This is a genomic window from Pseudomonas sp. NPDC096925, from assembly GCF_044762545.1.
GTDB lineage: Bacteria > Pseudomonadota > Gammaproteobacteria > Pseudomonadales > Pseudomonadaceae > Aquipseudomonas.
This window is the reverse complement of sequence record NZ_JBIWEM010000007.1, coordinates 303,418-321,467: the sequence shown is the minus strand read 5'-3', so window position 1 is coordinate 321,467 and position 18,050 is coordinate 303,418. Positions and strand designations below refer to the sequence as shown.

The window sequence follows — 18,050 nt, the reverse complement described above, 5'->3', positions numbered from 1 at the left end:
GGATTCTTCGCGGCTGAAGCCGCTCCCACAGGGTACGCGGACTGCTTGCGAATTCAGTTCTCCAAGCGACAGCGCAGCCCGAAGGGCTGGGCCATCTCCCACGGGGATCGCGCCCGGCCGAGGATTGACGCCATTCCGCGGGTGGCGGAGGGCTTGCGTCATGCCTGCGCGAGCGCTTCCACCAATTGCGCCTTGGTCATGGTGGAGCGCCCCTTGATGTCTTTACTACGCGCTTCTTTCATCAGGCTTTGCTTACTCTGGGTTTCCAGGGAACTGCCTGATTTGCGGGAATGACCCTGGCGTGACTTCGCTGCACGTTTGGCAGAGTCCGAACGGGCAGTCTTCTTTTCGCTGGAGGATGTCGTTTGCCCCGAGCCTCCTTTTTTCTCACCACCCCCGGACTGCTTGTTGACGGTGGCCCAGGCCCGCGCCTCGGCCTGGTCTTTCGGCACGCCTTTGTGCTCGTAGCTTTCCTCGATATGTTCGGCCTTGCGCTTTTGCTTGTCGGTGTATTTGTCCTTGTCGCCGCGTGGCATGGCATTCACTCCCGTCTGGTTTGCATGAGCGGTTGAATGCCGGGGCAACACCAGAGTGCCCGCTAATCGACGAGTGGTGCCAGGAAGCCTGTTGCCCACCAGAAACCGTCATTCAAACGACACTTTGAGGCCTTAGGGTTGAGGCAGCCCTTGATGCTGCCGTGATGGCGCACCCGGACGGCTCTACCCTGCGGCCTGCCATTCATTGGTCACAAAGCTGTAACATTGCTGCTGCAAAGTGTGCCGGCCATCACACGGAGCGCTTTTCGATGATACGCCTGATGAAGTCTGCTGCACTTGCCGTTGCCGTTTCTCTTTGCGCCACCTCGGCTTCCTTTGCCGCAGAGAACGTCCGCCTGACCGGTTCCGGCGCCAGTTTCCCGGCCCCGATCTACCTGACCTGGTTCAAGGCCTTCAGCAAGGAAACCGACGGTGTCACCGTTGACTACCAGTCCAAGGGGAGCGGGGCGGGTGTTCAGGACTTTCTGAATAAAACCGTCGACTTCGCCGCCAGTGACTCGGCCATGAAAGCCGAAGAAATCGCCAAGGTCGGCGAGGGCGTACAGTTGCTGCCGATGACCGCCGGTGAAATCGTCCTGGCCTACAACCTGCCGGGCAACCCAAAAGGGTTGAAGCTGCCGCGCGATGTGTACTCCAATATCTTCCTCGGCAAGATCACCCAGTGGAACGACCCGCAGATCGTCGCGGCCAACCCTGAGCTGAAACTGCCAGCTACCCCGATCACCGTGGTCGTGCGTGCCGACTCCAGCGGTACCACTGCGGTATTCACCAAGCACCTGTCGGCCATCAACGCTGACTTCAAGCAAGCGCTGGGTGAAGGCAATACCGTCAACTGGCCGGCCAGTGACAAGTTCATCAAGTCGCCGAAGAACGATGGCGTAACCGCCACCGTCCGCCAGACCCCAGGCGCCATCGGCTACATCGAATACGGCTTCGCCAAGCTGGCCAAGGTCGACTTCGCCCAGCTGCAGAACAAGGCCGGCCAATACGTCGTGCCGAACGCCGAGAGCGGTGCCGAGGCACTGGCGGCGGTGAAAATGCCGGAGAACCTGGTGGCCTGGCTGCCTGACCCGGACGGTGCCAAGTCCTACCCGATCACCTCCTACACCTGGATGATCTTCCGCAAGGACAACGGTAACCCGGCCAAGGCCAAGGCCATGCGCGAAATGGTCGAGTACAGCCTGACCGAAGGCCAGAAGATCGCTGACTCGATGGGCTACATCCCGCTGCCACCGTCGGTTGTCGATCAGGTGCGCAAAGCGTCCGCCAACATCCAGTAACACGCCCAGGCGCTCCCGGTGTGGTCTTGCGGCCATGCCGGGTGTGTTTGCCCTCTGTCCCGGAACTTGCCAATGAACACACCTTTTGCCATCCCGGCTAACCCCGACTCCGCGTGCCAGCCACCGTCTGCGAAGGACTTCCTGGTTGATCGCACCTTCCGTGCGCTTGCACGCATCGGCGTGGTGCTGGTGCTGGCGTTGGTCTTCGCGCTGGTCTACGAAGTGGGCCGCAAGGCACTGCCAGGCATCGAGAAGCACGGCTTTGACGTGCTGTTCGGCAGCGTCTGGGACGTCAACCAAGGCAAGTACGGTATTCTGCCAGCGATCTGGGGCACGCTTTACAGCGCCCTGATCGCCCTGTTGATCGCCGGTTTCTTCGGCATCAGCATGGCCATTTTCCTGACCCAGGACTTCCTCCCGGCCAGGCTGGCGTCGGTGTTCCGCACCATCGTCGAGCTGCTCGCTGCCATCCCCAGCGTCGTTTACGGCCTGTGGGGGATCTATGTGGTCATCCCGGCCATTCGCCCGCTGACCACATGGCTGAACAGCGAGCTGGGCTGGATTCCCTTTTTCGGCACTTCCCTGAGCGGGCCCGGGCTGCTGCCGGCTGCGCTGGTGCTGGCGATCATGATTCTGCCGACCATCGCCGCCGTTTCGCAGGATGCGCTGACCAGCGTGCCGATGAAAACCAAGCAGGCCGCCTATGGCCTGGGCGCCACCCACTGGGAGGCCATCCTCAAGGTGATGGTGCCATCGGCGGCCACCGGCATCTTCGGTTCGCTGGTGCTCGGCCTGGGCCGTGCGCTGGGTGAAACCATGGCGCTGGCCATGCTGGTGGGCAATGCCAACACCATTTCCCTGTCCTTGTTCGCCCCGGCCAACACGCTGGCGGCCTTGCTGGCCCTGAACTTCCCGGAGGCTGGCCCGAACGAGGTCGAGGTGCTGATGTACGCCGCGCTGGTACTGATGTTCATTACCCTGCTGGTGAACGTACTCGGTTCGATAATCATGCTCTACGCCCAGCGGGGTAACAAATAATGACGAACCTCACCACCCCTGCAAACGCGTTGCCCAGCCTGCAGCGCAAGCTGGAAGGCCGTTCCCTGCGCAGCCTGGTATTGACCACGCTGGCATGGTTCGCGGCTCTGGTGGCCAGCGTGCCGCTGATTTCCGTGCTGTACATGCTGATCACCCGTGGCGGTGCACGCCTCAACCTGGAGGTGTTCACCGAGCTGCCACCCACCGGCTTCGAAATGGGCGGGGGCTTCGGCAACGCCATGGCCGGTACCTTCGTCATGGTCGGCATTGCTGCTGCCATCGCCGTGCCGGTCGGTATCCTGGCCGCGGTGTTCCTGGCCGAACTCGGCCCGGACAGCAAGCTGGCCAACGCCGCACGCTTCGCCGCCAAGATGCTCACCGGCCTGCCGTCGATCCTGGCCGGCGTATTCGCCTACGCCCTGGTGGTGATGACCACCGGCACCTACTCCGCGCCGGCTGGCGGCGTGGCCTTGGCGGTACTGATGCTGCCCATCGTCGTGCTGACCGCTGAAGAGTCGATGAAGATGGTGCCCAAGATCATGAAAGATGCCGCCTACGGCATGGGCTGCACCCGTGCCCAGGTGATCTGGAAAATCGTCCTGCCCACCGGCCTGCCGGCCATCCTGACCGGTGTCATGCTGGCCGTGGCCCGCGCCGCCGGCGAGACCGCGCCGCTGCTGTTCACCGCGCTGTTCAGCAACTACTGGATCCTGCATGACGGCGACCTGGCGGTCATGAACCCGACGGCCTCGCTTGCCGTACTGATCTACAACTTCTCCGGCATGCCATTCGACAACCAGCTCGAGCTCGCCTGGGCGGCCTCGCTGGTACTGGTGATGATCGTGCTGGTAATCAACATTTTGAGCCGAGTATTCGGCAAGCCCAAGTATTGAGAAAGGGAGCATCCGAACTTGAACGTATCCACTGCGCCAAAAGCCGCTCCCGTGGTCAGCGAAGCCCCCATCGTCATGGACTGCAAGCTGGACAAGATCTTCTACGGCAATTTCATGGCCGTTCGCGACAGCCATGTGCCGATCAGGAAAAACGAGATCACCGGTTTCATCGGGCCGTCCGGTTGCGGCAAGAGTACCGTGCTGCGTAGCCTCAACCGCATGAACGACCTGGTGAAGGGCTTCCGCTTCGAAGGCCATGTGCACTTCCTGGGCCAGGACGTCTACGGCAAGGGCGTCGATCCTGTGGTGGTGCGCCGCTACATCGGCATGGTGTTCCAGCAGCCCAACCCGTTCTCGATGAGCATCTTCGACAACGTCGCCTTCGGCCTGCGCCTGAACCGCTACAAGGGCGACATCGGCGACCGCGTCAAGCACGCGCTGCAGGGCGCCGCGCTGTGGGACGAAGTGAAGGACAAGCTCAAGGTCAGTGGCCTGGCCCTGTCCGGCGGCCAACAGCAGCGTCTGTGCATCGCCCGCGCCATCGCCACCGAGCCGGAAGTGCTGCTGCTGGACGAACCCTGCTCGGCACTCGACCCGATTGCCACCCGCCGGGTGGAAGAGCTGATGGTCGAGTTGAAGAAGGACTACACCATCGCCCTGGTGACCCACAACATGCAGCAGGCGATTCGTGTGGCCGACACCACCGCGTTCTTCTCGGTCGACATCTCCAGGGGCACGCGTACCGGTTACCTGGTCGAGATGGGCCCGACCACGCAGATTTTCCAGAACCCGCGTGAACAACTGACCGCTGACTACATCAGCGGCAAGTTCAGCTGAGGCCGCATTACCTTCCATCAAGTGTTACCAGGGATTTCCAATGCGAGCGACGCGTCGTCTTGATCTGCCAGCGGTAGAGCGTGCACTGCGCGAGGTGCAGGCCCGCTTTGCCGAACTCAGCCGGCACTTCACCGAACCGCGGGATCCGTTTACCGACGAGGTGCTGCTGAATGTGGTTGAAGGCTACGCACTGATTGACGACTATGTCGCCCGGGGTGTCGACCTTTTCGACCTTCAGCAGCTGAACCTGATGCTGGAGATCAATGCCACCGTACTGTGCGGCAGCGACCCGGCGCGCAGGTTGGAGTTTGCCCCGCACCTGGCGGCGACCGAGGCGCACTTTTTCAACAATGTGGAGGGCGGCATCAAGGACCTCTACAACTGGTATTGCTCGTATGGCAGCGACTCGATCTGGAAGCGCGCGGCGGGTGTCTACGTTCGGATTCTCAGCAAGCCGCAGCTGTTCATCGAAGGCAACAATCGCACGGGGTCGCTCATTGTCAGCTACTTGCTGATGCGCGCGGGGCTACCGCCCTTCGTGCTGTCGCTGGACAACGCCGAGGGTTACTTCAACCCGTCCTCGGTCATACGCAACTCTGCCAAGCATGGTGTCAAGGCCTTGTACGAACTACCCAAGATCAAGAAAAAGTACGCAGCCTTCCTTGAAGCGAAGGCGCCTGAGCCCGGCAAGTTCTTCCTCTGCGGCACATCCGTGCCTGCGCGCGAGAGGTGCCGCTGATGCCAAGGCCTTCACTGCTCCAGCGCGGGCGGCAAGCCATCGAGCGCACGTTCAACCGCCCGCAGGTACGCATTTCGTTCGATATCGACGACACGCTCGCCTGCCAGGCCGACCATGCCGCCGCCGAGGACAGCAAGCTGCCGGCGTTCGTCCACCGCTGGTTGGGTGAACCCCTGCGCAGCGGTACGCGCTCGCTGATCCGCGACCTGCGCCGTCAGGGCTGCAGCATCTGGATCTACACCTCGTCCGGGCGCACGCCGTCCTACATCCGCCGTTGGCTGATGCTCTACGGCATCCGTGTCGATGGCGTGGTCAACAGTGATCGGCACCAGCATATCCTGGCCGTGAACGGGCTTGAGAATGCGCCCTCGAAGTTGCCATCGGCCTTCGATATCGACTTGCATGTCGATGATTCCGACGGCGTGCGGCTGGAAGGCGTCGACCACGGTTTTCGCGTGGTGGTGGTGTGCCCGAAGGATGACAACTGGGCACAGAAAGTGATGGATGCGGCAGTCGATGTCCAGGCACAGCTGGCCTGGCAGCAACCGCACCGCTATCAGATGCCGGTACGGCAGCGTTCGCAAGCCCTCGCGTCCTGAGGGCTTCAAGGTACCTTTCTCGTTACGCCTCTTCGTGCCTTGTTACCCCCCTATATCTCCCTGCGCAGTTCCCGTTTTCAGATCCGGCTTGACGCGTGAAATTTTTCATGTATTTTTTCATGAAAAATAACTCTAAAAATTTCACGGCAGTCTCAAACGATGAAGATGCACGAAGAGGTTGAAGCCCTCGCGATCCTTATTCACGACCTGCGCAAATTCAAGAACCTGACCCTGGGCGAACTGGCCGAGCGCATCAACCGCTCGGTCGGCTTCCTGTCCCAGGTCGAACGCGGTGTTTCGCGCCCTACCGTGGCGGACCTTACCGCCATCAGTGAAGCGCTCGGCGTATCGACCGCGTACTTCTACAACCTGAGCAAGCCCCGCAGCATCAGCTGGGTCACGCGCCCTCACGAGCGCCGCACGCTGTACCTCGAGTCGGGCATCACCGATGTGCTGGCTTCGCCCAGCATCGCCGGCGCGTTCTCCATGCTCGACAGTCACCTCGAGCCAGGCGCCAGTAGTGGCGAGCTGTACCTGACTGACCGTTCCGAGCAGGGCTGCTTCGTGCTCGAAGGCGAACTCACGGTATGGCTGGACCACGGCGACGCCGTGACCCTGCAGGCCAACGACTGCTTCCAGCTGCACCCCCACGCGCAGTTCCGCTACGCCAACCTGACGGAAAAAACCACCCGCGTGCTCTGGGTTTTCAACTGAATTCGTTCACCTCACAAGGACAAGAAGATGAGTGTCATCTTTCCGGATCTGCTGACTGAAGTGCGTTCGTTCCGAGCGAAACACCCAGAAATACGCTATGTCGACCTGATTGCGCTGGATATCCCTGGGCACTTCTACGGCAAGCGCTACCCCATGGACATGCTGGAAAAAGTCGCAGCCGGCACGCCGCTTAAGTTGCCGCAGAACTGCGTGCTGCTGGGCACCCAGGGTGGCCTCTACCCAATCGGTGACTACTGCTTCGCCGACGGCGACCCGGATGCCGCCCGCCGCCTGGTGCCGGGTACCCTCAAACCAGTGCGCTGGGAAAAGGAAGTGATCGCGCAGATGCTCATCACCTCCGACGGTACCGCCAAGCCCATCGAGTTCGAGCCCCGTGAAGTGCTGGCCCGGGTGCTCCAGCGCCTGGCCAGGCGCGGCATCCGCCCGGTGGTGGCCTTCGAACTGGAGTTCTACCTGTTCGACCGCAAGCTCGATAACGGCCTGCCCCAGTACCCACGCGACACGGCGACCGACGACCAGGACGACCAGCCGAACATGCACATCGAGCGGCTGTCGCGCTTCGCACCGGTGCTGCACGAGATGGTCGATGGCGCCAACGAGCAGGGCGTCCCGGCGAACGTCATCACCGCCGAGCTGGGCCCAGGCCAGTTCGAGATCAACTTCTCCCACAGCGACGATGCCCTCAGTGCGGCGGACTGGTCGGCGCTGTTCTGCCGCAGTACCCGTGGTATCGCGATGAAGCACGGCTACCGTGCCAGCTTCATGAGCAAGCCGTACCTCGACGCGCCGGGCAGCGGCATGCATGTACACGTCAGCCTGTACGACAACGCCGGCAACAACATCCTGGCCGGCGCCGAACAGCGCAAGCTGCGCCATGCGGTGGCGGGGTGCCTGGAGCTGCTGCCCCATTGCATGCCGATCTTCGCCCCCAACCACAATGCCTACCGCCGTTACGGCGCCATGGTCAACGCGGCGAGCAAGGCCAGCTGGGGCTTCGAAGATCGTGATGCGTGTATTCGCATCCCCGAGTCCGACCCGCGCAACCTGCGCATCGAACACCGCCTCGCCGGTGCCGACGCCAACCCGTACCTGGTGCTGGCGGCCATCCTGACCGGGATGGAGCATGGCCTGGATCGTGGTGTCGAGCCCATCGCCCCGCTGAACGACAACCGCCAGAGCGGCATCGACTTCCCCAAGGATGCGCTCAGTGCCCTGGCCGCCATGCGCCACCACCCGGTGGTCAACGAGGGCCTGGGCAGTGAGTTCGTGATGGTCTATTGCGAAAACAAATACCAGGAGCAACTGGACTTCATGCGCCACATCGATGCCCGCGAATACCGCTGGTTCCTGTAGGTGCCGAGGTTCGAACAGCGACGCCTCCCTTTCTACCGTTTCAATACAACGCGCAATATGGATTTGCCGGAGGAAGATATGCCACGTGTGCCCGTTATCGGCATCACCGCATGCACCAGCATGATCGAGCTGCATGCAACCCAGACCATCAGCGAGAAGTACGCGCGCGCGGCGGCCAAGGCAGCGTGTGGGTTACCCATCGTGATTCCCAGCCTCGCAGACCTGATGGACAGCGCCGATATTCTCGATGTGGTGGATGGGCTGATCTTCACCGGTTCGCCGTCAAACATCGAGCCGTTCCACTACAACGGCCCGGCCAGTGCAGCGGGTACCCACCACGACCCGCTGCGGGATGCCACCACGTTGCCGCTGATGCGTGCGGCCATCGCCGCCGGTGTGCCGGTGCTCGGCATTTGCCGTGGCTTCCAGGAAATGAACGTGGCGCTGGGCGGCACCCTGCACCAGAAGGTCCACGAGACCGGCATGTTCATGGACCACCGTGAAAGCAAGGGTGAGCCCATCGAAAAGCAATATGGCCCGCGTCACGCCTTGCATATAGAGCCCGGCGGCATGCTCGACCGCATGGGCTTGCCGGCGATCATCAACGTCAATTCCATCCACGGCCAGGGTATCGATGTACTGGCCCCTGGGCTGAGGGTGGAGGCGCTGGCACCCGATGGCCTGGTGGAAGCGATTTCGGTCGAGAACAGCAAGGGTTTTGCCCTGGCCGTGCAATGGCACCCCGAGTACCAGGTCATGGATAACCCGCATTACCTGACCATCTTCCAGTCCTTTGGCAAGGCCTGCCGGCATCGCTCGGTGCTGCGCCAGATGCTGTTGAAGTCCGCCTGAACAGCGACCGTTCCCAATTACAAAAAAGTACCCGCGCAGCACGGCTGCGCAACTTGATGGAGTGAAGTCAATGAGTGAACAGCATTCGCAGACCCTTGCCTGGCAAGCGATGAGCCGCGACCATCACCTGGCGCCGTTCAGCGATGTCAGGCAACTGGCCGAGAAAGGCCCGCGCATCATCACCTCGGCCAAGGGCGTGCACCTTTGGGACAGCGAAGGCCACAAGATTCTCGATGGCATGGCAGGCCTTTGGTGTGTGGCGGTGGGCTATGGCCGCGATGAGCTGGCCGACGTCGCCAGCCAGCAGATGAGGCAGTTGCCGTACTACAACCTGTTCTTCCAGACTGCGCACCCGCCGGCGCTGGAACTGGCCAAGGCGATCGCCGATGTGGCCCCGCCAGGCATGAACCATGTGTTCTTCACCGGCTCCGGCTCCGAAGGCAACGATACCGTGCTGCGCATGGTCCGCCATTACTGGGCGCTCAAGGGCCAGAAGAACAAGAAGGTCATCATCGGCCGCATCAACGGCTACCACGGCTCCACCGTGGCCGGCGCGGGCCTGGGCGGCATGAGCGGCATGCACCAGCAGGGCGGGCTGATCCCGGATATCGTGCACATCCCGCAGCCGTACTGGTATGGCGAAGGCGGCGACATGGCCGAGGCCGACTTCGGCGTGTGGGCGGCCGAACAGCTGGAGAAGAAGATCCTCGAAGTTGGCGTGGACAATGTCGCCGCCTTCATCGCAGAACCGATTCAGGGCGCTGGTGGGGTGATCATTCCGCCGCAGACCTACTGGCCGAAGGTGAAGGAGATCCTCGCCAGGTACGACATCCTGTTCGTCGCCGACGAAGTGATCTGCGGCTTTGGCCGTACCGGCGAGTGGTTCGGCAGCGACTACTACGACCTCAAGCCCGACCTGATGACCATCGCCAAGGGCCTTACCTCCGGCTACATCCCCATGGGCGGCGTGATCGTGCGTGACGAAGTGGCCAGGGTCATCAGCGAAGGCGGTGACTTCAACCACGGTTTCACCTATTCCGGCCACCCTGTGGCGGCTGCGGTGGGCCTGGAGAACCTGCGGATCTTGCGTGACGAACAGATCATCGAACAGGTGCACGACAAAACCGCTCCTTACCTGCAACAACGCCTGCGCGAGCTGGCCGACCACCCGCTGGTAGGCGAAGTGCGCGGCCTGGGCATGCTCGGCGCGATCGAGCTGGTGAAAGACAAGGCCACCCGCGCCCGCTACGAAGGCAAAGGTATTGGCATGATCTGTCGCCAGCACTGCTTCGACAACGGCCTGATCATGCGCGCGGTGGGCGACACCATGATCATCGCGCCGCCGCTGGTGATCAGCATCGAGGAGATTGACGAACTGGTGGAAAAAGCCCGCAAGTGCCTGGACCTGACGTACGAGGCTGTTCGGTAAGGGACGAGCCCTGGGACTGGTGCCAGTCAGTTGAATGGTTTGGGGCCGCTTTGCGACCCTTCGCGGGCACGCCCGCTCCCACAGGGTTGGCGCTAGGTTCAGGAGAGGCGCGATCACTGTGGGAGCGGGCGTGCCCGCGAAGGGCTGCAAAGCAGCCCTAAGATCGCCATGAAGTATCTTGCTTTGTGAGATGAATCATGTACTTTTCAGGGCATCAATTTTCCCGTCGAAAGTCGCGATTCAACCATGAAAGTGCACGAAGAGATCGAAGGCCTGGCCGTACTGATTCGCGACCTGCGCAAGTTCAAGGGCCTGACCCTGGGCGAACTGGCCCAGCGCATCGGCCGTTCGGTGGGCTTTCTGTCCCAGGTCGAACGGGGCGTGTCGCGCCCGACCGTGGCCGACCTCACGGCTATCAGCGAAGAGCTCGGCGTCTCCACGGCCTATTTCTACAAGCTGGACAAGCCCCGCGAACTCGACTGGGTCACCCGCCCTCACGAGCGTCGTACGCTTCACCTGGCCGGCGGCATCACCGATGTGCTGGCATCCCCCACGATCACCGGGGCGTTCTCCATGCTCGATAGCCACCTGGAACCGGGGGCCAGTAGTGGCGAGGAGTACCTGGACGACAGCTCGGAGCAGGGCTGCTTCGTGCTCGAGGGCGAACTGACCGTCTGGCTGGATGGCGGCGAGCCGGTAACGCTGCGCGCCAGTGACAGTTTTCAGCTGCAACCCCACGCCAGTTTTCGTTACGCCAACCTCACCGACAAGCCCACCCGCGTGCTCTGGGTGTTCAGCTGACGGGAAAACCCAAGCCATGCTGGCTCTGGAGTCACCAGGCAATCGGTGTGCCGTCCCACGCCCAGAATGTACCGCTCTGCTTTGGGCCGTGTCGGCTCACGAGCTCTAGAACGCATGACGCGGCAAATGCCGGCGAGAACAGTTTTCCCGGGGCCACATTGCCCTGAAAGGGCTGGGAAAGGCGGGTGGCGGTGGTCCCGGGATGCAGCAAGAGTATCGTGGAGGCGGGGTTCAGTCGCTTGAACTCGATGCTTGCAGTGCGCATAAGCTGGTTGAGCGCGGCCTTGCTGGCGCGATAGCTGTACCACCCGCCGAGATGATTGTCGCTGATCGAGCCGACCCGCGCCGACAGTGCCACATAGGTCATCGGTTGTTGTCGCAACAAGGGCTGCAAATGCCTGAGCAGCAGGACAGGTGCGAAACAGTTGGTCGTGAAACTGCTCAGTAGCCCTGCCATATCCACCTGTGTCAGCGCTTTTTCGGCCCGTGCAGGTGCCTCTTGCAGCACGCCAAGCGTACAAAATACCAGGTTCAGCTGGTTGCAACGGGCGCTCACCTGCGTTGCCAGGGTTTGCAGTGCCGCTTCGGAACACGCGTCGCAGTCGATGCGCAGCATCTTCTGCGGATGCTCGGCGAACAAGGCATCCAGCGCGGGGCTGCTGGTGGCATGTCGCGAGACGGCAAACACCTGCGCGACATCGTCGCGCGCCAGCAACTGCGTGCACAGTGCAAGGCCAATCCCCTGGCTGGCTCCGCAGACCAGAACGTTGGCGGGCGTGTGAAGGTGATTGACAAGGCTCACTGAACTACCTCCTTTGCAGGCCCCCGCCGCCTCTCTGCCACTTCCACCGGCTTCGTCGAAAACTGGCGCCGAGAGCTGCAAGTAAAGTTGTACAAGTTGGCAAAAAGCTATACATGACTGCTAATATTGTACAGGTATTTTCAGGTGCTCGAGGTCAACATGGGGCACACCGCTCGTTGGGCCTGGCTTTGCCTGCTACTGACTGCCCTGTCGGAGGCGGCGGACTGGCGAACGGAGCTGCCAGGCGCGCAACGGCTGGGCGCCGGTGAGTTCACATGGTTTGGCCTGCGTCTTTACACCGCTCAGCTATGGGCAGCCGGTCCGGTTGAGGACTGGAATCGGCCTTTTGCCCTTGAACTGGCCTATCACCGAAGGCTGTCCAGGGATGTGCTGGTACAGGCCAGCCTCGAGGAAATGCACCGCCTGGACCCTGACAACGCGACGCCGCAGCGGCGCGCGGCGTGGGCCCAGGCCATGCAGCAAGCGTTTGTGGATGTGCGCCCTGGCATGCGCATCACTGGTGTCTACATGCCGGGGCAGGGCTGCCGCTTCTACGTCGACGGCAAACTCAGCCGGGCGATCGCCGACCCGCGCTTTGCCCGGGCGTTCTTCGCCATCTGGCTAGATCCGCGGGCCAGGGATCAACAACTGCGTCAGCGTCTGCTGGGAGGGCTTCCATGAATCTGCAACAGCCAGGGGTAGCCTGACGATGCGCCTGGGCCTGGTACTGGGTGACCAGCTGACGTTCGACCTGGCAAGCCTGAGGGCCCTCGATCCTGCCCGCGATGTTGTGCTGATGGCAGAAGTGGAGGGAGAGGCCCGGTACGTGCCGCATCATCCACTGAAGATCGTTCTGATCTTCAGCGCCATGCGGCACTTCGCCCAGGCACTGCGTGAGCGCGGTTGGCAAGTGCATTATGTGCAACTCGACGATGACGGCAACAGCGGTAGCATCGTTGGCGAGTTGCGGCGCTGGCAGCAAGCCCTGGGAGCCACGCACATTCACCTGACCGAGTGCGGTGAATGGCGCCTGGAGCAGGCGTTGCGCGATGCCGCACTGCCGCTTGTGTGGCATCGCGACACGCGATTTCTTTGTTCTCGCGAAGCCTTCGCGCGCTGGGCCCGGGAGCGCGGCCAACTGCGCATGGAGCACTTCTACCGTGGCATGCGCAAGCGTACCGGCCTGCTGCTGGAGCCTGACGGCAGCCCGGCAGGTGGAACCTGGAATCTCGATGGCGACAATCGCAAGGCCTTGCCGCGTCAGCTACGTGGCCCCTTCGCCGCGCATTTCGAGCAGGACGAGATCACGGCGGCGGTGATAGCCCTGGTACGCCAACGCTTCAGCGACCACTACGGAGCCATCGACGGTTTCGATTACCCCGTGACCCATGCCGAGGCGCTGCAGCTCTGGCAACACTTTCTGGAGTTCGGCCTGGCGGCGTTCGGTGACTACCAGGACGCAATGGCCGAGGGCGAGCCGTACCTGTTCCATGCGCGCATCAGTGCGGCACTGAACATCGGGCTTCTGGACGTACGTTGCCTGTGCGACGAGGTCGACAAGGCCTGGCGCGACGGGCGAGTGCCGCTCAATGCGGCAGAGGGCTTCATCCGCCAGTTGATCGGCTGGCGCGAGTATGTGCGCGGCATCTATTGGCTGCGCATGCCGGAGTATGCTGCGCTCAACTACCTGGGCAACGAGCGGGCGCTGCCGGAATTCTACTGGACCGGGCGCACCCGCATGCGCTGCATGGAGCAGGCCATCGGACAGACCCTTCGCCTGGGCTACGCTCACCATATCCAGCGGCTCATGGTCACCGGCAACTTCGCCTTGCTGGCCGGTATCGAGCCAGCCGCGATCTGTGAGTGGTACCTGGCGGTCTACATGGATGCCTTCGACTGGGTCGAGCTGCCCAACACGCTGGGTATGGTGATGTACGCCGACGGCGGCTACCTGGGGTCCAAGCCTTACTGCGCCAGTGGTCGCTATATCCAGCGCATGTCCGACCATTGCAAGGCATGCAGTTACAGGGTTGACCAGGTGACCGAGGAGGATGGCTGCCCGTTCAATGCCTTGTATTGGCATTTTCTGATTCGCCATCGCCCCCTGCTTTCGGCTAACCCGCGTCTGGCGCTGGTCTATCGAAGCCTCGATGGCATGGCGGCTGACCGTCGTGATGCCGTGTGGCTGCGTGGCCAGTCACTTTTGGCACGACTCGATGCGGCGCAGCCGATATGAAAAAGGGTCTTTTGCCCAGCAAGGTCTGCGTGGTGTGTGGGCGGCCATTCAACTGGCGCAAGCGCTGGGCGCGTTGTTGGGCGCAGGTGCGCTACTGCTCCGAACGATGCCGCAAATCAGCACCGTACCGCGAGGCGCGCGAGCAGGGGCAGGGTAGCGGCCCATATAGGCACCAGTAACAGGCCGGTTTGCAGCGGGCCCATGGGCAAGTCGACATTTGCCAGCCTTGCTCCGCTCAGATAGGCCAGAGGGCCGCCAACTGCACCCACCAGCGCACCGAGCCGCCAGTGACGGTCGGCCCATGCCAGGCTGTGGCGCATGCCGCTGGCCAGCACCAGCCACAGCAGCGCAAGCCACAGCGGCAGTGGCCAGGTGTCGAAACCGAACACGCCCAGCGCGCCCAGCACGCTATCCAGCAAACATCCGACCGGCGTTACGCGCAACAGCGCCTTGACCTCTGCGTGGACGTCCGGGCACAGGCTCAAGTGCACGGCCAGGCCAGGAATCACCAGCATCGACAGGAAGGGCTTTTCGCTCCCCAGTACGCAGAGCCACCAGCCAGCCTGTAGCCACAAGGCATTGGCGACCAGCCAGCGACGGCTCATCAGGCACTGCCGGGCAAGGGCGCGCGCCGTGCCTGGGGCGCTGCCCAGAGCAGATGCGCGACACCGATGGTGCGCTCCTCGAAGCCGCCTTGGCAGTAACACAGGTAGAATTCCCACAGGCGCTGAAACATGTCGTCGTAGCCCAGCTCCGTCAATGCCGTACGTGCCTGGCGCAGGTTTTCTCGCCAATGCCGCAGGGTGCGGGCATAGTCCTGGCCGAAATCTTCCATGTGCAAGAGGTTGAGTGCGGTGTGCCGGCTGGCAGTTTCCAGCAACACGCTCAACGAAGGCAGGGCGCCACCGGGGAAGATGTAGCGCTGGATGAAATCGACCGACCGCCGCGCCTGTGCATAGCGCTGGTCGCGGATGGTGATCGCCTGCAACAGCATCAGGCCGTCGGGCTTGAGTAGCGAGGCACACTGGCGGAAGTACACCGGCAGGTAACGATGGCCCACGGCCTCGATCATCTCGATCGAGACCAGTTTGTCGAAGGTGCCTTGAAGATCGCGGTAGTCTTCGCGAAGCACTTTCACGCGCTGCTCCAGCCCCAGTGCCTGAACGCGCTGCAGGGTATGGCTGTACTGCGCTTCGGAGAGCGTCGTTGTGGTGACCCTGCAGCCATATCGGGTGGCGGCGTGGATCGCCAGGCTGCCCCACCCGCAGCCGATCTCCAGCAGGTGGTCGTCAGGGCACAGTTCCAGCTTCTGGCAGATGCGCTCCAGTTTGTGCAGCTGAGCGTGCTCCAGCGTCTGTTCAGGGTGTTCGAACTGGGCTGCCGAGTACATCATGGTGGGGTCCAGCAGCCGCTCGAACAGGGCATTGCCCAGATCGTAGTGCGCCAGGATATTGCGGCGGGCACCGCGCCTGCTGTTGCGGTTGAGTTTGTGCTGCAACCGCAGGGCAGGGCGGCCGAAGCGGGCCAGGCCACCCTCGAGTGCGTCAAGTACCTCGAGGTTTGCGACGAACAGGCGAGTGACCAGCGCCAGGTCGGGGCTTCGCCAATAGCCGTGGATGTAAGCTTCGCCAGCACCGATCGAGCCATTGCCGGCTATCAGGCTCCAGGTGATGTCATCAAGGATTTCCACCTCGGCCTGCAACGGGCTGTCGACATCACCGAAACTCCATTGCTGCCCGTGGCTGAGCAGGCGCAGGTGGCCATGGCGCAGCCTGCCCAGCCGGGCGAGCACGGCGTTTCGTGCCAGACCACCGAACAAAGGCCCGAGGCCTGCGAACTTGCTAACGCTCAGGGTGGGGTTCGACATCATCAGGGTCCTCGCAGGAATGGCCGAGCGCCAGGTCACTCTGGCTGGGCGTGTGGTCGTGGATGGGCGTGCGTTTGAACAACAGGCGCAGTGCCTGCCAATAGATGGCCGAGACGGTGCGCAGGCTCATCCATGGGAAGGCCAGTACGTATCGGTGCACGGCGGCCTTATCCAGCGGCTGGCGCTGCAGGGCCAGGTCGGCCTCGAACACCTTGCGATCGGCTTGCCAGTTCTCCATGTGGATGCGTACATGTTCAGCGTCCAGGGCGAAGCGCAAGCGATAGTCCATGTGCAGTGGCATGAATGGCGACACATGGAAGGCCTTGGCGACGGCGAAGGGCCTGGCAAGGTTTCCTTGCACCGGCAGCACGTAATGAAAGCGCTCGCGCCATGGCGTGTTTCGCACCTCCAGCAGGATCGCCGTCAGTCGCCCATCGCGGTCATGGCAGAAATAGAAGCTCACCGGGTTGAACGACAGCCCCCAGCAACGCAATTGCGTGAGCAGGTGCACCGGCCCCTCGGGCATATCTCCCGTCGCGTTCTGCACCAGCAAGCGTGCAGCCTGGACCAGCGTCTCGCCTTTGCGGGTCCGAGCTGGCAGGTAATCTGCCTGGTGCCAGCTCAGCGGCGCCAGGCGCCAGCGCCACAGCCAGCGTGACAGGCCTGCCAGCCAGGCTTGCTCGTCCAGGTCCAGGTAGAACATGCCGATCCTGTAGCGGAACGCATGGGGGCGCGGCGCCAGGCGTCGGTGGCTGACCCAGCCCACGCAAAGGCTGCTGTTCACAGGTGCTCTCCGAAATGCGCGGCCACCTTTAGTGCACTGACCACGCCATCTTCGTGAAAGCCATTGCCCCAGTAGGCGCCGCAGAAGTAGCTGTGGCGATGGCCTTGCAGCTGCGCCTGGCGCATCTGCGCGGTGGATGCCGCAAGGCTGTACTGCGGATGGTCGTACCGGAAGCGGGCGATGACCTGTGCCGGATCCACCAGTGCGGTTTGGTTAAGGCTCACGCAGAAAGTCGTCGGCGCCTGGATACCTTGCAGAATGTTCATGTTGTAGGTCACCGCGGCAGGGGCCTGTTGTGGCCCGCCGAGACGGTAGTTCCAGCTGGCCCAGGCGCGCTTGCGCCGGGGTAGCAGACGGGTATCGGTGTGCAGCACCACATCGTTGCTGGCATAGCCGATGGCGCCGAGCACTTCCCGTTCCTGTACGCTCGGCGCTTCCAGCAGCGCCAGGGCCTGGTCGCTGTGGCAGGCGAACACCACATTATCGAAACGTTCGGTACCGGCACTGCTCGTCAGGGTGACGCCACCTTCGTCGCGGCTGACCCGGTAAACCTTGCAATCGAGGCGGATACGATCGGCAAACGGTCGGCACAGCGGGCCGACATAGCTGCGCGAGCCCCCTTCGATCACGCGCCACTGTGGACGTTGGTTTACCGACAACAAGCCGTGGTTGCGACAGAACCGCACGAAGAACGCGAGTGGGAAGCCGAGCATGTCCGCGCGGGACATCGACCAGATCGCCGACCCCATCGGTACGATGTAATGATCGATGAAGCGCTGTCCATAACGCTGCGCCTGGAGGTAGGCGCCGAGGGTAGCGTTGGCATCGATACGCTGGTTATCCAGGTCGGCGAGGGCCTGGCGATTGAAACGCAGAATATCCCGTAGCATCCCCCAGAACCCCGGTGACACCAGGTTGCGGCGTTGGGCAAACAGGGTATTCAGGTTGTGCCCGTTGTATTCCAGGCCGGTGACCGGGTCATGCACGGAGAAGCTCATTTCGGTCGGCCGTGAGGCGACCTTCAGGTGGTCGAGCAAGCGGATGAAGTTCGGATAGGTCCAGTCATTGAAGACGATGAAGCCGGTATCTATTGCATGGCGTTCACCCTGCCAGATCACATCGAGGGTATGCGTGTGGCCCCCGATCCAGCGCTCGGCTTCGAAAACCGTGACCTCATGCTTGCGTGACAGCAGATGAGCGCAGGATAGGCCTGCGATGCCGCTGCCGATGATTGCTATACGCATGGGG

20 protein-coding genes are annotated in these 18,050 nt (G+C 62.5%); 14 read left to right on the top strand and 6 right to left on the bottom strand.

The window, feature by feature from the left end; all coding sequences use genetic code 11:
- Positions 1-158: 158 nt before the first annotated feature.
- Entirely contained in the window at positions 159-536 is a 378-nt protein-coding gene (locus ACIQYU_RS20455) for a termination factor Rho (protein ID WP_207830378.1), read from the bottom strand.
- Positions 537-805: 269 nt separating this feature from the next.
- On the opposite strand from ACIQYU_RS20455, the gene pstS reads away from it, so the two are divergent.
- From pstS to ACIQYU_RS20400, 11 genes are all read left to right on the top strand, one after another.
- Positions 806-1,837 carry a phosphate ABC transporter substrate-binding protein PstS gene (gene pstS, locus ACIQYU_RS20450; protein WP_087500806.1) on the top strand — a complete coding sequence of 344 codons (1,032 nt, stop codon included), beginning with the start codon at positions 806-808 and terminating at the stop codon, positions 1,835-1,837.
- A 72-nt stretch (positions 1,838-1,909) separates the two neighbouring features.
- Positions 1,910-2,875 carry a phosphate ABC transporter permease subunit PstC gene (gene pstC / locus ACIQYU_RS20445; protein WP_402801826.1) on the top strand — a complete coding sequence of 322 codons (966 nt, stop codon included), beginning with the start codon at positions 1,910-1,912 and terminating at the stop codon, positions 2,873-2,875.
- The gene (pstA, locus tag ACIQYU_RS20440; RefSeq protein ID WP_024086822.1) at positions 2,875-3,768 is read left to right on the top strand and encodes a phosphate ABC transporter permease PstA; all 894 of its coding nucleotides are present in this window, start codon (positions 2,875-2,877) and stop codon (positions 3,766-3,768) included. The genes pstC and pstA overlap by 1 nt, the downstream gene beginning before the upstream one ends.
- 75 nt (positions 3,769-3,843) lie before the next feature.
- Positions 3,844-4,605: a phosphate ABC transporter ATP-binding protein PstB gene (pstB, locus tag ACIQYU_RS20435; RefSeq protein ID WP_233687519.1), complete on the top strand. Its 762-nt coding sequence runs from the start codon at positions 3,844-3,846 to the stop codon at positions 4,603-4,605.
- A gap of 40 nt (positions 4,606-4,645) precedes the next feature.
- On the top strand, positions 4,646-5,344 hold the full coding sequence (locus tag ACIQYU_RS20430; RefSeq protein WP_207830370.1) for a hypothetical protein: 699 nt from the start codon (positions 4,646-4,648) through the stop codon (positions 5,342-5,344).
- The gene (locus ACIQYU_RS20425; protein ID WP_063913583.1) at positions 5,344-5,943 is read left to right on the top strand and encodes a hypothetical protein; all 600 of its coding nucleotides are present in this window, start codon (positions 5,344-5,346) and stop codon (positions 5,941-5,943) included. The genes ACIQYU_RS20430 and ACIQYU_RS20425 overlap by 1 nt, the downstream gene beginning before the upstream one ends.
- Positions 5,944-6,102: 159 nt before the next feature.
- Entirely contained in the window at positions 6,103-6,657 is a 555-nt protein-coding gene (locus ACIQYU_RS20420) for a helix-turn-helix domain-containing protein (protein WP_063913582.1), read from the top strand.
- Positions 6,658-6,684: 27 nt separating this feature from the next.
- Complete coding sequence (locus ACIQYU_RS20415) at positions 6,685-8,031, top strand: glutamine synthetase family protein (protein WP_063913581.1); 1,347 nt, start codon at positions 6,685-6,687, stop codon at positions 8,029-8,031.
- A 78-nt stretch (positions 8,032-8,109) separates the two neighbouring features.
- Positions 8,110-8,883, top strand: a complete 774-nt coding sequence (locus ACIQYU_RS20410; RefSeq protein ID WP_063913580.1) for a gamma-glutamyl-gamma-aminobutyrate hydrolase family protein — start codon at positions 8,110-8,112, stop codon at positions 8,881-8,883.
- Between the two features lie 70 nt (positions 8,884-8,953).
- The gene (locus tag ACIQYU_RS20405) at positions 8,954-10,312 is read left to right on the top strand and encodes an aspartate aminotransferase family protein (protein ID WP_402801820.1); all 1,359 of its coding nucleotides are present in this window, start codon (positions 8,954-8,956) and stop codon (positions 10,310-10,312) included.
- A 246-nt stretch (positions 10,313-10,558) separates the two neighbouring features.
- The gene (locus tag ACIQYU_RS20400; protein ID WP_063913578.1) at positions 10,559-11,113 is read left to right on the top strand and encodes a helix-turn-helix domain-containing protein; all 555 of its coding nucleotides are present in this window, start codon (positions 10,559-10,561) and stop codon (positions 11,111-11,113) included.
- A gap of 31 nt (positions 11,114-11,144) precedes the next feature.
- Here the strand turns inward: ACIQYU_RS20400 and ACIQYU_RS20395 are convergent, their stop codons facing one another.
- Positions 11,145-11,915, bottom strand: a complete 771-nt coding sequence (locus tag ACIQYU_RS20395; protein WP_402801817.1) for an SDR family NAD(P)-dependent oxidoreductase — start codon at positions 11,913-11,915, stop codon at positions 11,145-11,147.
- A gap of 159 nt (positions 11,916-12,074) precedes the next feature.
- On the opposite strand from ACIQYU_RS20395, the gene ACIQYU_RS20390 reads away from it, so the two are divergent.
- Genes ACIQYU_RS20390 through ACIQYU_RS20380 form a run of 3 tightly spaced genes read left to right on the top strand, consistent with a single transcriptional unit; the run spans position 12,075 to position 14,330 of the window.
- A complete protein-coding gene (locus ACIQYU_RS20390; protein ID WP_233694256.1) occupies positions 12,075-12,596 on the top strand; it encodes a chalcone isomerase family protein in 522 nt (173 codons plus the stop codon).
- A gap of 28 nt (positions 12,597-12,624) precedes the next feature.
- Positions 12,625-14,151 carry a cryptochrome/photolyase family protein gene (locus tag ACIQYU_RS20385; RefSeq protein WP_402801814.1) on the top strand — a complete coding sequence of 509 codons (1,527 nt, stop codon included), beginning with the start codon at positions 12,625-12,627 and terminating at the stop codon, positions 14,149-14,151.
- A complete protein-coding gene (locus ACIQYU_RS20380) occupies positions 14,148-14,330 on the top strand; it encodes a DUF2256 domain-containing protein (protein WP_207830365.1) in 183 nt (60 codons plus the stop codon). Before ACIQYU_RS20385 ends, ACIQYU_RS20380 begins: the two co-directional genes overlap by 4 nt.
- Here ACIQYU_RS20380 and ACIQYU_RS20375 read toward each other — a convergent pair.
- From ACIQYU_RS20375 to ACIQYU_RS20360, 4 genes are read right to left on the bottom strand one after another with little or no spacing between them, the layout of a single operon-like run.
- Positions 14,268-14,756: a DUF2878 domain-containing protein gene (locus ACIQYU_RS20375; protein WP_063913575.1), complete on the bottom strand. Its 489-nt coding sequence runs from the start codon at positions 14,754-14,756 to the stop codon at positions 14,268-14,270. The two genes, ACIQYU_RS20380 and ACIQYU_RS20375, sit on opposite strands and share 63 nt — an antisense overlap.
- Positions 14,756-16,018: a cyclopropane-fatty-acyl-phospholipid synthase family protein gene (locus ACIQYU_RS20370; RefSeq protein ID WP_063913574.1), complete on the bottom strand. Its 1,263-nt coding sequence runs from the start codon at positions 16,016-16,018 to the stop codon at positions 14,756-14,758. The genes ACIQYU_RS20375 and ACIQYU_RS20370 overlap by 1 nt, the downstream gene beginning before the upstream one ends.
- A complete protein-coding gene (locus ACIQYU_RS20365) occupies positions 15,993-16,802 on the bottom strand; it encodes a DUF1365 domain-containing protein (protein ID WP_402801808.1) in 810 nt (269 codons plus the stop codon). The genes ACIQYU_RS20370 and ACIQYU_RS20365 overlap by 26 nt, the downstream gene beginning before the upstream one ends.
- On the bottom strand, positions 16,799-18,046 hold the full coding sequence (locus ACIQYU_RS20360; protein ID WP_402801806.1) for an NAD(P)/FAD-dependent oxidoreductase: 1,248 nt from the start codon (positions 18,044-18,046) through the stop codon (positions 16,799-16,801). The genes ACIQYU_RS20365 and ACIQYU_RS20360 overlap by 4 nt, the downstream gene beginning before the upstream one ends.
- Positions 18,047-18,050: the final 4 nt, after the last annotated feature.

What these genes read in the sequence shown, in the direction of transcription:
- pstA (WP_024086822.1), top strand. Translation starts at nt 2,875, where the DNA reads ATGACGAACCTCACCACCCCTGCAAACGCGTTGCCCAGCCTGCAGCGC.
- ACIQYU_RS20360 (WP_402801806.1), bottom strand. Translation starts at nt 18,046, where the DNA reads ATGCGTATAGCAATCATCGGCAGCGGCATCGCAGGCCTATCCTGCGCT.
- ACIQYU_RS20420 (WP_063913582.1), top strand. Translation starts at nt 6,103, where the DNA reads ATGAAGATGCACGAAGAGGTTGAAGCCCTCGCGATCCTTATTCACGAC.
- ACIQYU_RS20380 (WP_207830365.1), top strand. Translation starts at nt 14,148, where the DNA reads ATGAAAAAGGGTCTTTTGCCCAGCAAGGTCTGCGTGGTGTGTGGGCGG.
- ACIQYU_RS20455 (WP_207830378.1), bottom strand. Translation starts at nt 536, where the DNA reads ATGCCACGCGGCGACAAGGACAAATACACCGACAAGCAAAAGCGCAAG.
- ACIQYU_RS20370 (WP_063913574.1), bottom strand. Translation starts at nt 16,018, where the DNA reads ATGTCGAACCCCACCCTGAGCGTTAGCAAGTTCGCAGGCCTCGGGCCT.
- pstS (WP_087500806.1), top strand. Translation starts at nt 806, where the DNA reads ATGATACGCCTGATGAAGTCTGCTGCACTTGCCGTTGCCGTTTCTCTT.
- ACIQYU_RS20410 (WP_063913580.1), top strand. Translation starts at nt 8,110, where the DNA reads ATGCCACGTGTGCCCGTTATCGGCATCACCGCATGCACCAGCATGATC.
- ACIQYU_RS20375 (WP_063913575.1), bottom strand. Translation starts at nt 14,756, where the DNA reads ATGAGCCGTCGCTGGCTGGTCGCCAATGCCTTGTGGCTACAGGCTGGC.
- ACIQYU_RS20390 (WP_233694256.1), top strand. Translation starts at nt 12,075, where the DNA reads ATGGGGCACACCGCTCGTTGGGCCTGGCTTTGCCTGCTACTGACTGCC.
- ACIQYU_RS20415 (WP_063913581.1), top strand. Translation starts at nt 6,685, where the DNA reads ATGAGTGTCATCTTTCCGGATCTGCTGACTGAAGTGCGTTCGTTCCGA.
- pstC (WP_402801826.1), top strand. Translation starts at nt 1,910, where the DNA reads ATGAACACACCTTTTGCCATCCCGGCTAACCCCGACTCCGCGTGCCAG.
- ACIQYU_RS20430 (WP_207830370.1), top strand. Translation starts at nt 4,646, where the DNA reads ATGCGAGCGACGCGTCGTCTTGATCTGCCAGCGGTAGAGCGTGCACTG.
- ACIQYU_RS20405 (WP_402801820.1), top strand. Translation starts at nt 8,954, where the DNA reads ATGAGTGAACAGCATTCGCAGACCCTTGCCTGGCAAGCGATGAGCCGC.
- ACIQYU_RS20425 (WP_063913583.1), top strand. Translation starts at nt 5,344, where the DNA reads ATGCCAAGGCCTTCACTGCTCCAGCGCGGGCGGCAAGCCATCGAGCGC.
- pstB (WP_233687519.1), top strand. Translation starts at nt 3,844, where the DNA reads ATGGACTGCAAGCTGGACAAGATCTTCTACGGCAATTTCATGGCCGTT.
- ACIQYU_RS20400 (WP_063913578.1), top strand. Translation starts at nt 10,559, where the DNA reads ATGAAAGTGCACGAAGAGATCGAAGGCCTGGCCGTACTGATTCGCGAC.
- ACIQYU_RS20385 (WP_402801814.1), top strand. Translation starts at nt 12,625, where the DNA reads ATGCGCCTGGGCCTGGTACTGGGTGACCAGCTGACGTTCGACCTGGCA.